Source organism: Caballeronia sp. dw_19, assembly GCF_018449515.1.
In the GTDB taxonomy this organism is placed as follows: domain Bacteria; phylum Pseudomonadota; class Gammaproteobacteria; order Burkholderiales; family Burkholderiaceae; genus Caballeronia.
The window spans coordinates 80,466-95,661 of record NZ_JAAVUQ010000006.1 but is presented as its reverse complement, the minus strand read 5'-3'; the positions used below and the strand labels follow the sequence as shown (position 1 = coordinate 95,661).

General features: G+C 63.5%; 12 protein-coding genes. 7 read left to right on the top strand and 5 right to left on the bottom strand.

Translation table 11 applies throughout. The features are described 5' to 3' along the window. Nucleotides 1-21: 21 nt before the first annotated feature. The 4 genes from HB376_RS10655 to HB376_RS10640 all read right to left on the bottom strand — a co-directional run bounded on the left by HB376_RS10655 (nt 22) and on the right by HB376_RS10640 (nt 4,865). A complete protein-coding gene (locus HB376_RS10655) occupies nt 22-927 on the bottom strand; it encodes a GntR family transcriptional regulator (RefSeq protein WP_213763623.1) in 906 nt (301 codons plus the stop codon). Nucleotides 928-1,016: 89 nt separating this feature from the next. Beyond that, nucleotides 1,017-2,486 (bottom strand): serine hydrolase, encoded by a 1,470-nt coding sequence (locus HB376_RS10650; RefSeq protein ID WP_213763622.1) that lies wholly within the window; start codon nt 2,484-2,486, stop codon nt 1,017-1,019. A 53-nt stretch (nt 2,487-2,539) separates the two neighbouring features. After that, entirely contained in the window at nt 2,540-3,796 is a 1,257-nt protein-coding gene (locus HB376_RS10645; RefSeq protein ID WP_213763621.1) for an aminotransferase class III-fold pyridoxal phosphate-dependent enzyme, read from the bottom strand. A 28-nt stretch (nt 3,797-3,824) separates the two neighbouring features. Then, the gene (locus HB376_RS10640; protein WP_213763620.1) at nt 3,825-4,865 is read right to left on the bottom strand and encodes a phosphotransferase; all 1,041 of its coding nucleotides are present in this window, start codon (nt 4,863-4,865) and stop codon (nt 3,825-3,827) included. A 399-nt stretch (nt 4,866-5,264) separates the two neighbouring features. Between HB376_RS10640 and HB376_RS10635 the strand changes: the two genes are divergently transcribed. From HB376_RS10635 to HB376_RS10605, 7 genes are all read left to right on the top strand, one after another. Continuing rightward, entirely contained in the window at nt 5,265-6,389 is a 1,125-nt protein-coding gene (locus HB376_RS10635) for a C45 family peptidase (RefSeq protein WP_213763619.1), read from the top strand. A 120-nt stretch (nt 6,390-6,509) separates the two neighbouring features. Then, a complete protein-coding gene (locus HB376_RS10630; protein ID WP_213763618.1) occupies nt 6,510-7,451 on the top strand; it encodes an ABC transporter permease in 942 nt (313 codons plus the stop codon). Beyond that, the gene (locus HB376_RS10625) at nt 7,448-8,281 is read left to right on the top strand and encodes an ABC transporter permease (RefSeq protein WP_213763617.1); all 834 of its coding nucleotides are present in this window, start codon (nt 7,448-7,450) and stop codon (nt 8,279-8,281) included. Before HB376_RS10630 ends, HB376_RS10625 begins: the two co-directional genes overlap by 4 nt. Continuing rightward, a complete protein-coding gene (locus HB376_RS10620) occupies nt 8,278-9,909 on the top strand; it encodes an ABC transporter ATP-binding protein (RefSeq protein WP_346730471.1) in 1,632 nt (543 codons plus the stop codon). Before HB376_RS10625 ends, HB376_RS10620 begins: the two co-directional genes overlap by 4 nt. Nucleotides 9,910-9,936: 27 nt before the next feature. Continuing rightward, nucleotides 9,937-11,532, top strand: a complete 1,596-nt coding sequence (locus HB376_RS10615) for an ABC transporter substrate-binding protein (protein ID WP_213763616.1) — start codon at nt 9,937-9,939, stop codon at nt 11,530-11,532. A gap of 26 nt (nt 11,533-11,558) precedes the next feature. Continuing rightward, nucleotides 11,559-12,881, top strand: a complete 1,323-nt coding sequence (locus tag HB376_RS10610) for an aspartate aminotransferase family protein (protein ID WP_213763615.1) — start codon at nt 11,559-11,561, stop codon at nt 12,879-12,881. Beyond that, nucleotides 12,881-14,323 carry an NAD-dependent succinate-semialdehyde dehydrogenase gene (locus HB376_RS10605; RefSeq protein WP_213763614.1) on the top strand — a complete coding sequence of 481 codons (1,443 nt, stop codon included), beginning with the start codon at nt 12,881-12,883 and terminating at the stop codon, nt 14,321-14,323. The genes HB376_RS10610 and HB376_RS10605 overlap by 1 nt, the downstream gene beginning before the upstream one ends. 313 nt (nt 14,324-14,636) lie before the next feature. Here HB376_RS10605 and HB376_RS10600 read toward each other — a convergent pair whose 3' ends face one another. Further along, nucleotides 14,637-15,095, bottom strand: coding sequence for a LysR substrate-binding domain-containing protein (locus HB376_RS10600; protein WP_255631271.1), 459 nt, complete (start codon nt 15,093-15,095; stop codon nt 14,637-14,639). Nucleotides 15,096-15,196 lie beyond the last annotated feature (101 nt).

Here is a 15,196-nt window from a genome sequence, read left to right as displayed (position 1 = left end):
GCGAGAACCAGCCCATGCGTCTCACATCTGGCTGGACGTTGACAGGTGGTGCTTCATCAGCGCGATTGCCCATTCGCGGTCGCTTCGCTCTAGCGCATCGAGGATTTCCAGATGCTGTTGGCACGAGTCAACGAGATTGATGTTGCGCGTCACGAAGTTCGAATATTCCTCGAAGCGCCGCAACTGGTTCTGCTGACGTACCGCCTGCTCGACGAATCGGTTACCGGAAAAGCGCGCGAGCATCTCGTGGAAGCTCGCATTCATCGCGAAGAAGTCTGCCGGCGATTTCGCCCGGCGCCGCGTATTGATGTAATGCAGATGTGCGCTTCGCGATTCCTGCAATTCTTTCTCGTCAACGTGGAATCCCGGCTCGGCGAGCCCGCCGCACTCGATCATCATGCGAAACCGGTAACTCTCATTGATTGCCTCGGTTGATTCGAGCATGGGCGAAAAGGTCCAGCCATGACCGCGGCGCCGCTCGATCAGGCCCTCGCGCGTGAGTCGCAGCAGCGCGCGCGTGACGAGCCGCTTTGGCGCGTCGTAACGCCCAAGAATCTCCGATTCCGAGAACGGCGACGACAGCTGGTTGGTCGCGCGATCCGCGATGATCGCGCGGTAGATCTCTTCTTCGCTCGCCTGCTCGGAGGTAAGCGGATCGAGGGCAAGTTCGGGCGCGACTTCGGCGACGAACACGCCGCTGTTCGCGCGCGATTCGACGAAGCCTTGTTCCTCGAGCAGTCTGAGCGCCTGTCGCACGGGCGTGCGCGAGACGTCGTATTGCTGCGCGAGCGCAGTCTCGGTCAGATGCTCGCCACGCGCGAATTTACCGTCCTTGATCTGCTGCGCGATGCGTTGGGCCAGATCAGTCTGGAGCGAGCTCGGCTGCTGGCTCGGATCGTGGCGTACGGATTTCAGTCGTTTGTTCATCCCTCATTGTCTTTCTTTTAAAGAATATGCACAACCTGCCGCGCGTACAGTATCACGCGAATGCCAGTTGCTCGCCCATGGGGATGCGACTAGGTATCAGAGGTGACGACACGGCCGCGGATCGGCGGCCGTTCGAGCGCACCGGAGTTCACGTTGACGCTACGTTCGAGCGTGAGGTTGTCGCCGTCGAAACGGCAGACGACCGTGTCGCGGAATGCTGATTCGACAAAAATCCAGGTCATCACGAACGTACGGTCGTCTTGCCACACGCCGCTTGCGACGACACGCATCATGTCGGGCTGATATTCGTGATGCAGCTTGTGCCCGGTCATCGACGTATTGCCCTCGACCGGTTCGGCCAGCCCAACGTCGATTTCGTGCGTACCACGCGCGTCTTCGACAATGAACCGGCATTGATCGTCGCGGAATGCAAAGCGGAGTGCGCGAACGCCGTCCTCGTTATCGTCGGCGACGTAGGTTTTGCCGGAAACGCGGACTGCGCATTCCGCCCAGGCGGGACCGGTTGGTAACGTCAGACACAGCGCGTTCGTGCGTGCCTGAAGAGCGGCGAACGCGTCGTCGTTGTCCGGCAGGGGCTGCGTTTCGAACAGCGCCGGGAAGTACCGGAACGCGAACCTGCCAGTGAAGTTGCTGCCGGCCGGCATCGCGGCGGTTACCGCGAGCACCGCATCATGGTTCGGAAACACGAACACGAACTGGCCGAACAGCCCGCGTGCCGAATAATTGTCGGGTCCGAGCCACCACTGGTAACCGTATTTGCCGGGCACATGCGCGGCCTGCACTGCGGCGACCCAGTCCGCCGGCAGGATCTGCCGCCCGTTCCACAGGCCGTTGCGCGCATGCAGCACGCCGAGCTTCAGCGCGTCGGCGGTGCGGCAGCTCAACCCGTTCGCCCCCGGGCTGATGCCATGGGGGCCGGTCGGCCACTCGTAACCGGTGATGCCGAGCGGCTCGAACAAGCGCGGCCGCAGATATTCGCTCAACGGCTCGCCAGTGGTTCGCGTGATGATCGCCGACAGCATGTAGCTCGCCGCGCTTGTGTAGAGGTGTGCCGTGCCAGGGACATCGGGGACCGGGATCTTGAAGAACTCGGCGATCCAGCTCGTGCGTATCGGGCGCCATGCGGAACCCGATACGTTGATGCGGTGTCCGGTGCGCATCGTCAGCAGGTCTTCGATTGTCATCGCGGCGAGGTTCGCATCGGGCACGCCAGGCAGCAGGTCGTCGAAGAACGAAGCCACTTTGTCGTGCAACCCGAAGCGGCCTTCGGCAAGCGCGAGGCCGACGCCACATGCGGTAACGCTCTTGGTCAGCGAATGCATCATGTGCAGCCGGCCCGCATGATAGGGCGACCACCAGCCTTCGGCGATCACCGCGCCGCCGCGATACAGCATGAAACTGTGTAACTCGAGATTGGCGGCGGCGACTTCGTCCAGAAATGCAACGATGCCTCGTGATGACACGCCGTGGGTCTCCGGGCGGCCGCGGGCCAGACCATCGAAAAAAAGATCCGCAGGCGCGGCGTGATTGGAATTCATCGGGAAGTTTCCTCGTAGCCGGAGACTACGCGTAGGTTGACGATGCCGCGCTGTTACGCAGCGACGATCCTTTCGAGCGCGAGCAGCAAGAAATCGGCGTTCTCACGGTTGAATGGCAGCGGCGGGCGGATTTTCAGCGTGTTGCCATTCTTTCCTGTCGTGCCCGTCAGCACGCCTGCGCGACGCAGTTCGTTGACGATCCGTGTCGCTGCCTGCCGGGGTGTTTCGTTCGCGTCGCGGCCCTGTGCAATGTCGACACCGACAAAAAGGCCGCTGCCACGGACCTCGCCAATTGTCGGGTATTTCTGCGCGAGCCACGCAAAGCCGCCCTTCAGATATTCGCCGGTGAGGCGAGCGTTGTCGATCAGCCGTTCGTCTTTGATCACGTCGAGTACCGCGAGTGCGACAGCGCACGATACCGTGTTGCCGCCGAAGGTATTGAAGTACCGCGTGTGCTTCGAGAACGCCGCCATCAGTTCGGGACGCGCCGCCATCGCAGCGATGGGATGACCGTTGCCCATCGGCTTGCCCATTGTGACGATGTCGGGCACGACGCCATGCCGCATGAAACCCCACATGTATTCGCCGGTGCGTCCGAAACCGGGCTGCACTTCATCGGCGATGAACAGGCCGCCCGCATCGTGGATCGCGCGCGCGGCTTCGGCGAGAAAACCGGGCGGATCGCAGACCACGCCGTCGCTCGAAAAAATTGTGTCGACGAGCAGGGCCGCTGGCTTGACGCCGTCAGCCCGCATGCGTCCGATGCACTCGCGCACGCGCTCGGCGAACTGCGCGGGACCGTCTTCGCCCAGCGGCGCGGCGATCGCGTAAACGTCGCGGCCGAGTGGAACGCGCGATGATGGCGACATGCCGGAAGTCGTTTCGCTGGTGCCGTGGTACGCGCGCTCGGTGATGATGAAGCCGGTCCCCCCGGTGACGAACTTGCTGACGCGGATCGCGAGATCGTTCGCTTCGCTGCCCGTGCAGACGAACACCATGTTGCCGATCTCGGCCGGCATGGTCGACAGCAGCCGGTCCGCAAGTTCCACCGGTGCGTCGGCGAGATATCGCGTATGCGTGTTGAGCCTGGCTGCCTGCGTCGCGAGTGTCGCGACGACATGCGGATGGCAATGGCCGACGACCGGCACGTTGTTGTACGCGTCGAGATACGCGCGACCGTCGGCGTCGTACATCCAGACCCCCTGTGCACGGACCATGTGCAGCGGTTCGTCATAGAACAGGCCGTAGGTTGGGCCGAGCAGATCCCGCCGGCGCGACAGCAGGTTCGGATTGGTCGAATGGTTCGTCATGTCTTTCCTTGTCATGGGGGCCGGCGCGCTAGGTGAAGCGGATCGACATGACCTTGCGGACCATGTCAATGCGCCGCGCGAGGTCGGCTTCGGTTTTCGGTATGAAATGTCCGCTAGACGGGTTGCGCAAGTGATGCCACGCCGGAATCAGCATGCCCATCACCAGACGCGCCGCGATATACCAGTTCAGCACCGCGAGCTCCGCGGGCAGCAGCGGCTCGACAGAGCGATAGGCGTCCACTGTCTCGGCAAGATCACGCTCCAGCGACTCAAGCGCAGTGATCTGCGAACTCGCGACGATCGCGACATCGGCGACGAGTGCCGTCTCGACGATGTCGCCGAAATCGATGAGTCCAACGATACGCGTGTTGTCGTGCGGGTCGACGAGCAGGTTGCGCACGTTCATGTCGTTGTGCACGACCTGACGCCGCAGCAGCGCCGAGACCGGGCGCGTTGCCGCCTCGAACTGCGTCACGAAGCCGCCGATGAACGTGGATGCGCTAAAACCGGGCACCTGGTCGAGGATGTCAAGTAGCGCCGACACGCGGGACACATCCCACAGCAGGGGCCGGCGCGCCGCCGGATGGTCGAAGGTGCGCAGAATACTGCCGAGCCGTGCCGCGAGCCGGCCGCAGGCCACGCGCTGCGCGGCTGAGCGTTCTGATGTCAATAGCGGCTGGCCCGGCAGCCACGTCAGCATTCTGGCGATTCGCGGATGCCCCGCGGCGTCGACGATTGGGGTAGCCGTGCGTGCGCGCCGATCGATGCAGACGCGTGGGCAAGGGAACTCATTGTCGGAAGCTGCGACGTGCAACAGCGCGGCCGTCGCCAGGTCGATCACGCTTGGTGCTTCGGCAGGACTGGCGACCTTGAGTACGTAGCGCGTTGCACCGGCAGTCTCCAGGCGGAAATTCTCATCCTGTTCGCCGGTCAACCGGCTGGCGAGCGCGTCGATGCCGTAGTGCTCCAAAGCGATTGCACGCGCTTCATCGCAGGAAATCGTAGCGGTATCGCAACCCGCTGCCGCCTCTGACATGTCAGGTCGATCGTCGTATTCGTCGGTATTCATGCGCTTTTCAGGCGGGTTCCCGCAGTTAAGGCCGCCGGCGGACCGCTTTGGCGGCGGCGCACGGAGCTGGATGGCATGGCATGGCAGTGCCGCAATCATAGTGCATTTTAATAAATAAAAAAACAATTCGCCTCACCGTGGTCCATGATGATACCAGTGCGCTTTACGCCTCGGGTAATGGTGCAGTACAGGTGGCCGTGGCGCTTGATTCAGCGGAGATGTCCGTAATTTTGCGATCTCGATCTGCTGACGAAACGGACCGACCGGGCGGTGAGCCAGGTCGGCCAAGAGAGTCAGTGCCGCACCAGGTCAATCATTGGCCTCGATTTATTTTGACAATATTGTATTTTTTATCGAAATAGACCATTATCGGCGCATTGCTTCCCAACCTGAAATCTCATGTCCCTGCCAGCGCCTTTCCCGTTCGTAGAAACTTCCGGTTCGCCTTATCAGCGCGGTTTGCAGCATGGCCAGGCCGTGCCGCAGCGCGTCGCCGCGAGCATTGCCCTGTATCGCGAGCAACTGCTTCGCCGCGACGTCGGCGAGCCGCAGATCCGCGTGCTCGCCCAGACGATGGCGTCATGCATCGAGCGTTTCGATGCCGACTATCTTGCCGAAATGCGCGGTATCGCCGACGGAGCGGGCGTGTCGCTTGAGGACGTGATCGTGATCAACTGCCGGACCGAGATGATGTTCGGCCACGACGCGCTTGTCAGCAACGCGAGGCTCGCGGACGAACCGGGTGATGGCTGTACCGGACTCATCGTGTTGCCAGACGCATCGGAAACGGGGCGGCTGATCCATGCGCACAATTGGGACTGGCGTGAGGAGTGCACCGAGACCGGTATCGTGCTGCGGATGCAGCGTGGCGACGGCCCGGACCTGCTGATGTTCACCGAAGCGGGTTCGCTTGCGCGCCACGGTTTCAACAGCGCCGGCGTATCGCTGACCGGCAACTTCTTGTGGTCGGACCGTGACTACACCAAGCGCGCGGATGTCCCTCTCGTGCTGATCCGCCGCAAGATGCTGGAAGCTGAGAACCTTTGTCAGGCGATGAAGCTGTTGTGGAGCGTCGATCGATTTTGTTCGAACAACCTGATGCTGGCGCAGGCGGGGGGTGAAGCGGTTGACCTCGAATGCGCGCCGGACGAGATCTTCTGGCTCACCCCGGAAAATGGCTTCATCGTGCACGCGAACCACTGGATCTGCCCGGTCGCGCGGACCAAGCTGCGCGATCTCGGCCCGCGCGCCAACCCCGATTCGATCTACCGGCAACGGCGGGTGAGCGCTCGACTATCGGCTGCGCGCCTTGAGGCGCCGCATCGGATCGGCTGGGACACTGTCAAGGCTGCGCTAGCTGACGATTTTCCGGCGCCCGACGGCGTGTTGCGCCGTCCGAAACCCGCAAGCCACGCGAGTATCTCTGCGACGGTTGCGACCACGCTGATGGATCCTGCGGACCGCCGGATGTGGGTTGCGCGTAAGCCATATGAGGGCATCCAGTTTGCCGAGTACCGGCTGTAGCGCATGTAAATGGCAGGCCCGGCGCGAATGCGGCAAGCCGCCGGAGGTCTGCATCGGACCGATGCCATTCCCGGCGTCCGGCGCATGCCGGAACGTTTTATTCAGTTCGAGGAGTGCACTATGTTTCGCTTTGCGGTAAGCCGGCTTGGCTCGATCGTGCCGACGTTGCTGGTGGTGACGCTCATTGTCTTCGCGATGCTGCGGCTGTTGCCGGGCGACCCCGCGCAGCAGATGCTCGGCGACGCGGCGACGCCTCAAGCGCTGGCGGCGCTGCGGGCGAGCTACGGTCTGACCGATCCGCTACCGATGCAGTACGTACACTGGCTCGGCCACGCGTTGCGTGGCGATCTCGGCCGTTCGCTAATCAATCAGGAAAGCGTAACAGTGCTGATCTGGTCGCGCTTCAAGTTGTCGCTGTCCATCGTTCTCGCTGCGGTACTGCTTGCAACGGCAATCGCGGTACCGGCTGGGATTGTCGCCGCCCGCTTCAGGAAACAGTGGCCGGATGTGGCGATTGTCGCCGCCTCCGCGCTCTTGCTGTCGATTCCGTCGTTCTGGCTCGGCATTTTGCTGCTGATGCTGTTCGGCCTGCGGCTCGGCTGGGTGCCGGTGGTCGGCTACGTGCCTGTCAGCGAACATCCTCTGCAAAGCCTCAGTTATCTCGCGTTGCCGGTCCTGGCGCTGACGATGATCCAGGTCGGCGCGCTAACGCGGATGATGCGTGCAAGCGCAATGGACGTGCTGCAACTCGAGTACATCTCCCACGCGCGCGCAACCGGTCTGTCCGAAGCCCGGGTGATGCTGCGCCATTGCCTGCCCAACGCGTTCGCCCCGACATGGACCTTGATCGGTTTGTCTCTCGGGCATCTGCTGGGCGGCATCGCAGTGATCGAAACAGTGTTCACGTTGCCGGGCCTCGGCCGGCTGCTCGTCGATTCAATCTTCGCTCGCGATTATCCGGTGGTACAGGGTTGTCTGCTCTTTACCGCAGTTTTTTACGTCCTCGTCAACCTCGTGGTGGATCTGTGCTACTTCTTGTTCGACCCGCGAGTCGCCGCATGATGCGCCGGCTCAAACTGCGCAGGCCGTTTGCGGCCGCACTCGGCGGCATACTACTGGCGGTTCCGCTTGGCTTCGCAGTACTTGCCATCTGGTGGACGCCCTACGGCATCACCCAGATGGACTTCGTGAACCTGCTCGCACCGCCGTCTGCGCAGCACTGGCTAGGCACTGACGAATTCGGCCGGGACGTGTTGTCCCGCTTGATGGCAGGCGCCTCGCTCAGCATGATGATCGCCTTCGAGACGATGCTCGCGACCGCCGCGGTCGGCGCGCTGCTAGGCGGCATTGCCGGCTATTTCCGCGGTATGTTAGAGCGCGCGCTGAACCTTGTCGCGAACGCGCTGCTGTCGTTTCCGGGGATCATGCTGGCGCTCGGGGTGACGATGATAGCCGGCCAGTCGCCCGGTGGCATCGTGCTGGCACTGTCGTTCGCGTACGCGCCATCGGTATATCGGATCGTGCGCGCGTCGGCGCTCTCGGTGCGCAGCCGTGAGTATGTCGAAGCATCCTGTCTGATGGGCAACTCGTCGCTGTACACGCTGTTCCGGCATGTGCTGCCGAACTGCCTTTCGCCGCTGATCGTGATCGCGACCAGTATTTTCGGCTGGTCGATCCTCGCCGAGTCGGCGCTGTCGTTCCTCGGCATGGGCGTGCCGCCTCCGGCACCGAGCTGGGGCAACATGCTGGCCGATGCAAGGCAATACATGGACAGCGACGCATTGCTATCCATTGTGCCGGGCCTGTGCATCGCCGGTGTGCTACTTGGCGTGAATCTGCTCGGCGATGCGCTGCGCGACCGCTTCGACCCGCGCATGGAGGGGCATTCGTGAACCCGCCTTTCTCCACGCTGCTGAGCGTCGATCACCTCGTCCTCGGCGTGCCAGGCCGGGAACGGATCGTCGACGATGTGTCGTTGAGCGTCGGGATGGGCGAATTCGTAGCGGTGGTCGGTGAATCCGGCAGCGGCAAAACGATGATCGCGCGCTCGATTCTCGGCTTGCTGCCGGCACCGGTGTGTCATCTGTCTGGCACGATCACCCTGCAAGGCACCGAGCTGACGAACCTGAATCCGCATGCGCTGCGCAAGTTGCGCGGCGCGCGTATCGGCATGGTGTTCCAGGAGCCCATGGCCTCGCTCAATCCGGCAATGCGCATCGGTGCATCAATGGCGCAAGGCCTGAAGCAGCATACGCGCATGAGCGCCGCCGAGATCCGCGATGCGTCCCTGGCTATGCTGCGGCGCATCGGTATCGACGATCCTGCCCGCTGCCTCGCCGCGTATCCGCACGAGTTCTCCGGCGGCATGCGCCAGCGCATCATGCTGGCCTCCGTCATGCTGCTCAAGCCCGCGCTGCTGATCGCGGACGAGCCTACTACCGCGCTCGACACGGTTACGCAACGCGAAGTGATGGAGGTCATGGTCGAACTGACCCGCGAAGCCGGCACGGCGGTGCTGCTCATTACGCACAACCTCGGTCTCGTGGCCCGCTATTCGAATCGCGCGATCGTGCTGTGCCGCGGCCGCGAGATCGAAAAGGGCGCGGCGCGTACGTTGCTGCAGGCGCCGCGCGATCCCTACACGCGCCAGCTGATCGCCGCGCTGCCGCGTCGCGAGGTTCGAGTGCCGGTCGCACGCGAAGGCATGCCGCTGTTGTCGGTGATCGACCTCGAAGTCGTGCATCCGGGCCGGCGCGGCCTGTTCGGCGCCCGCAGTGCACCGCTGAAGGCCGTCGACCGCGTCAGCTTTGACATCTTTGCTGGCGAGACCGTGGCGATTGTCGGCGGCAGCGGGTCGGGCAAGACGACGCTCGGTCGCGCCATCGTGCAACTCGTGCGCATGAGCGGCGGCCAACTGCTGTTTCGTGGCCGCGACGTGCTGCGCGCCGACGGCGCACAATTGAAGGCGTTCCGCAGACAGTGCCAGATGGTGTTTCAGGATCCGTATTCGTCGCTCGATCCGCGCATGCGGATCAGCGCAATCGTCGCCGAACCGTTGCGGCATTTGCCCGAATTCGCCACCCGGACGCAGCGCGAGCGGCGCGTGGAAGACGTGCTGACCGAGGTCGGCCTCGCGGGCTTCGGGCGGCGCTTTGCGCATCAGCTGTCGGGCGGCCAGCGGCAGCGGGCAGCGATCGCGCGGGCGATCGTCACGCGTCCGGCGCTGATCGTTGCAGACGAACCGATCTCGGCGCTCGACATGACGCTGCAGAAACAGGTTCTGGCGCTATTTCAGCAACTGCAGTCAGAGCATGGCTTCGCGTGCATCTTCATCTCGCACGATCTCGCCGCGGTCGAGCAGATCAGCGATCGGGTGCTCGTGATGCACAAGGGGCGAGCAGTCGAGACCGGCGAACGCGATGCCGTATTCGACGCGCCGCAGCACCCCTATACGCGCACCCTGCTCGACGCATCGCCGCACGTTGACTTGCCGGCCCAGCCATTCGCCACCAGCGCCTGAAGTGTCTATTTACGTCCCGGTCATTCCATGATCCATTTATTCAGACCGGCGGCGCGTGTTGCTGCCGCCTTCGCCCACCTGGCCGCCTGCGTCCTGATCGCGGTCGCGGTCGCGCCACTCGCAGCCCATGCCGCCGATCCGCACACGCTGACGCTCGCGCTGAACGCCGATATCCGTACGACTGAGCCCGGCAAGACGTCCGACGATCCGACCGGAATTGTCCTGTCGCAGATCGTCGAGGGGCTGGTCGCGCCGACGCTCGACGGCACGCCGATGCCGATGCTTGCCGAGCGCATCGACGTCTCCGCGGACCATCGCGTCTATACGTTCGCATTGCGGCAGGGCGTCCGGTTCCACAACGGGCAGCCGCTCGATGCGGACGCGGTAGTGTGGACGTGGCATCGCTATCTCGATCCGAAGACCAACTGGTCGTGCCGTGCCTATTTCGACGGCACGCGCGGGCTCAAGATCCAGTCGGTCAGTGCGCTCGACGCTCTGCACGTGCAATTTGTTCTCGCCCAGCCGAGCCCGGTGCTGCTCAACATGATGGCGCGGCTCGACTGTGACCAGACGGCGATTCTGAGTCCTGCGTCGGTAGACGCCGCGGGCCACTGGCGTGCGCCGGTCGGCACAGGCCCATACGTGTTCGGGCAGTGGCTCAAGGGCCAGTCGATCGCGCTGACGCGCTATCGGGACTATCGGCCGGCGACGGGCATTGAGGATGGCTACGCGGGCGACAAGACGCCGTTCATCGACAACGTGCGCTTCGTGGTGATCCCGGATGAGGCGTCGATCAAGGCGGCGCTCGAAGTGAGCGACATCGATATCTGGTACGGCATCAATCCGCAGTTCCAGCGCGAGTTCGAGCGAATGGCGTCGCTGCGGGTAACGCACGCGCCGAGCGTCGGCCCGTCGATCCTCGTGCTGCAGACCGCCGATCCCCTGCTCGCCGACGTCCGTGTGCGGCGCGCGATTGCGATGTCGATCGACGCCGCGGCAATCAGCAAGGTCACCGCGCTCGGACTCGCGCCGGTGGATGGTTCGCTGGTGTCGCCAGCGAACCGCTTTTACGACGCCGTGATGCAAAAGCGCATTGGCTACGACGTCGCCGGCGCGCGGCACCTGCTCGCCTCGGCCGGATACCACGGACAGCCGATTGCGATCTCGACCACGCCGCGCTTCAAATCGATGTATGACACCGCATTGATGGTGCAGGCAATGGGGCAGCAGGCGGGCCTCAACATGGTCGTCAAGCCGCTCGAATTCGCAAGCATGGTGAGCGATTTCTTCGCCGGCCACTATCAGGTCATGGTGTTCCACCTCGCGCCGTCGCTCGACCCGGCGTTTCACTACGACCGTTTCATTGGCAGCAAGGCGACGGATGTCAGCAAGGTGTGGGACGACCCCGACGCACAGGCCGCGCGCGATCGCCTGATGCAGGCGTCAGACGATCCGCAGAAACAAGCCGCGTTCGACCAGTTGCATGAGTTGATGCTGCGGGACGTGCCGATGATCGGCCTCGATGCGGGTGCAGTAACCGCGGCGGCAAACCGGCGCGTGATCGGCTTCGCCGCGTGGCCAGGGCGCCGGCCGCGGCTGTGGGGTATCAAGCTCGCGCAATGAGCGATCAATAAACAGGAAACCTATCGATGAGCTTCACAACGACAGCGTCCAAACTGGACGCATTCTGGATGCCGTTCACGTCGAACCGGAGATTCAAGGCGGATCCGACCTTGTTCAGCGGCGCGCAGGGCATGTACTACCATCGCGCGGACGGCTCGCGCGTGCTCGACGGCGTCGCGGGGCTATGGTGCGTCAACGCGGGCCACGGCAGGCCGGAAATTGTCGACGCGATTCAACGCAGCGCAGCGCAGCTCGACTACGCTCCGTCGTTCCAGTTAGGCCATGCAACGGCGTTCGAATTCGCCGATGAGCTCGTTGCCGAAGCGCCCGCTGGCTTCGGGCACGCATTCTTCTCGAATTCGGGCTCGGAGGCGGTCGACACCGCGCTGAAGATCGCACTCGCCTATCACCGGGCGCGCGGCGACGCGCAACGTGTCCGGTTAATCGGCCGGGAGCGCGCCTATCATGGCGTCGGCTTCGGCGGCTTGTCGGTTTCCGGTATTGCGAGTCAGCGAAAAGCGTTCGGCAACCTGCTGCCGAGCATCGATCATTTGCCGCATACGTACGACCGCGCGCAGATGGCCTTTTCGCGCGGCCAGCCGAACTGGGGCGAACATCTCGCGGACGACCTGACGCGTCTCGTGGCGCTGCATGATGCATCGACGATCGCTGCGGTGATCGTCGAGCCAGTGTCGGGTTCGACTGGCGTGCTGGTGCCCCCGCCCGGCTATTTGAAGAGGCTGCGCGAGATCTGCGACGCGCACGGCATTCTACTGATCTTCGACGAGGTGATCACCGGGTTCGGTCGTATCGGCGCGCCGTTCGCGGCAAGCCGGTTCGACGTCACCCCGGACCTCATCACGTGCGCCAAGGGACTCACGAATGGCGCGGTGCCGATGGGCGCAACGCTGACAACACGAGCGGTCTACGACGCGCTGATGGCCGGACCGGAAGACGCGATCGAATTGCCACACGGCTATACGTATTCCGCGCATCCGCTCGCCTGCGCAGCAGGTCTTGCCGCATTGCGGGTGTACCGCCGCGAAGGACTGCTGGTCCGCGCAAGGGAGCTCGAGCAAACCTGGGAGGATGCCGCGCATGCGTTGCGCAGTCTGCCCGGCATACTGGACATTCGCAATATCGGGTTGCTCGCGGCGATCGACCTTGCTGCGTCCGGGGAGGGACCAGGCCGGCGCGGCTATGCGGTGCATCGCGATTGCCTCGCGCACGATGTACTGGTGCGCGCATCCGGCGACACAATCCTGCTGTCGCCGCCGCTTGTGATCAGCCGCGACGAAATCGAACGGCTGTTTTCGACGCTCGCCGATTCGATCCGGAGGATCGGTTGATGGGCCAGGAGAGCGGGGAACTGACGGCCGCGAATGTCATGATCGGCGGCGCCTGCGTGCGCGGTGCCGGGCCGGAGATCCGGATCGTCGATCCGTCGACGGGCCGCACGCTGGTCAACGCGATCGGCGCCGATCATGCGCAGGTTGAGGCGGCACTCGCGGCCGCGCACAGCGCCTTTCGCGGCTGGAGCGGCACGAGCGCACACGAACGGGCGCAGGTGCTGCTCGGCGCGGCCGAGCGTTTGCGCGCGGATCGCGAACGGCTCGCCGCGCAGCTTACCCGCGAGCAGGGCAAGCCGATAGCCGAGGCAGCCGCCGAATGGAACGCGGCGCTCGAAACGCTCGAATGGTACGCGCACGAGGGCATGCGGGCTTACGGGCGCGTAGTGCCGGCGCGACGCGCGGCGCTGAGACAACTGGTTGAACGTGTGCCGGTCGGACCGGTTGCGGCGTTCGCGCCATGGAATTTTCCGGCATTGACGCCGATGCGCAAGATAGCGGGTAGTCTCGCTGCGGGTTGTACTTGCGTCTTGAAGGCGCCTGAGGAAACGCCGCTGTCCGCGCTCGCAATTGCGCATGCGTTCGTCGAAGCGGGGCTGCCCGAGGGCGTGTTGAGCGTCATATTCGGCGATGCGCCCGCGATCGCCGGGCAACTGATCGATTCTCCGGTGATCCGCAAGGTCAGCTTCACTGGCTCTACGGCGATCGGCGAACAGCTCGCGGCACGCGCGGCGAAACGGGCCGTGCGCTGTACGCTGGAGCTCGGTGGTCACGCCCCGGTGATTGTGTTTGCCGACGCGGACCTCGAGCGCGTGATCGCGCAAGCGGGGGCTGCGAAGTTCCGTAACGCGGGGCAGATCTGCATCGCGCCGACGCGCTTCATCGTCGATGCGTCGATCCACGATGAGTTTGTCGAGCGTCTTACGGACTACGCAATATCATTGCGCGTTGGTGCGGGGCTAGACCCGGCGACGCAGCTTGGGCCAGTCGCGACAGAACGGCGACAGAACGCGCTCGACGCGATGCTGGCATCGGCTTGCGCGGACGGGGCCGAAGCCGCGCGGGGAGCGGTGCCGGCGCAGGGGTTCTTCTGGCCGGCAACGGTCGTGAGCGGTCTGCGCCGCGAGTCGCCTCTGCTGCACGAGGAGCCGTTTGGTCCAATTGCGCCATGTATCGCATTCGACAGCTTCGATGAAGCGATCGACATCGCGAACAGCACGCGCTTCGGTCTCGCAGCGTATTTGTACAGTCGTTCGCTCATGACGACACACCGGGCCGCCGAACTGATCGATGCGGGGATGGTCGGTGTGAATACGACGCGGGTGTCGCTGCCGGAGCTGCCGTTCGGCGGCGTGAAGGAAAGTGGCTATGGCTCGGAAGGGGGCATTGAGGGGCTCGACGCGTATCTGATAACGAAGTCGATCAGCGTCGATTACAGCTGAGGGACATCTGCAACCAGTGGGCGACAGCTCAGGATGACCACGTCGCGTATTCGACCGCGCCAGTCGATCCTGCTCTACCGAGTTGTTCAGGTACTCGACCTGACTAGCGACCGGACAGCCCTCGGGTCAGTAGTGCGGCCAAACGGTCAAACCAGGTTTGGTTGGCGCATGCGCTTTCTATTGAAAAACCGGATGATATCCGCGATGAGACCTTGTGGAGAGTCTTGTTCAGGCTTCCTTCATACTGGGAATCAGCTGTATGGAGATCGGAACCTCCGTGGACGGCGATGAAGAACCGGGCAGGCAGTCGCGTTTATCCGGCAACCGTTCGAACCATATCGATGAACGCTCGCAAACTCGTCGGCATATGACGAGTGCGAGGAAAGTAAAGGAAGAGGCCAGGAATCGGCGGGCACCAATCCTCCAACACGGCAACGAGTCGCCCATCGTTCAATGCCGCGCGAGCATAGGGTTCGGGAACATAAGCGATGCCCAGGCCGTCTATCGCTGCCTCTACGATCAACTGGTTGTTGTCGAGCGTCAGGGCTCCGGGTACGTCGATCGCCACTTCCTGCCTTCGCTTGAGAAACTCCCATCGATAGCGTTTGCCGCTGGGGAGACGTTGCCGGATGCATTGGTGCTGCAGCAGCGCATCGGGCGTTTTCGGCGCTGGATGAATCGCCAGATATTCCGGAGCGGTAACCGCCAGAAAGCGCATGTCAAGGCCAAGACGAACCGCCACCATGTCCGGACTCTGCCACCGACTCTGCATTAATCAACGGCGGCCGTTCCGAAATCAAGACGCCACGTAACACGCGCCGCGACCGACAGATTGCAGCAGAACCCCTTGCCGTCGCGGACTTTTTCACCTCG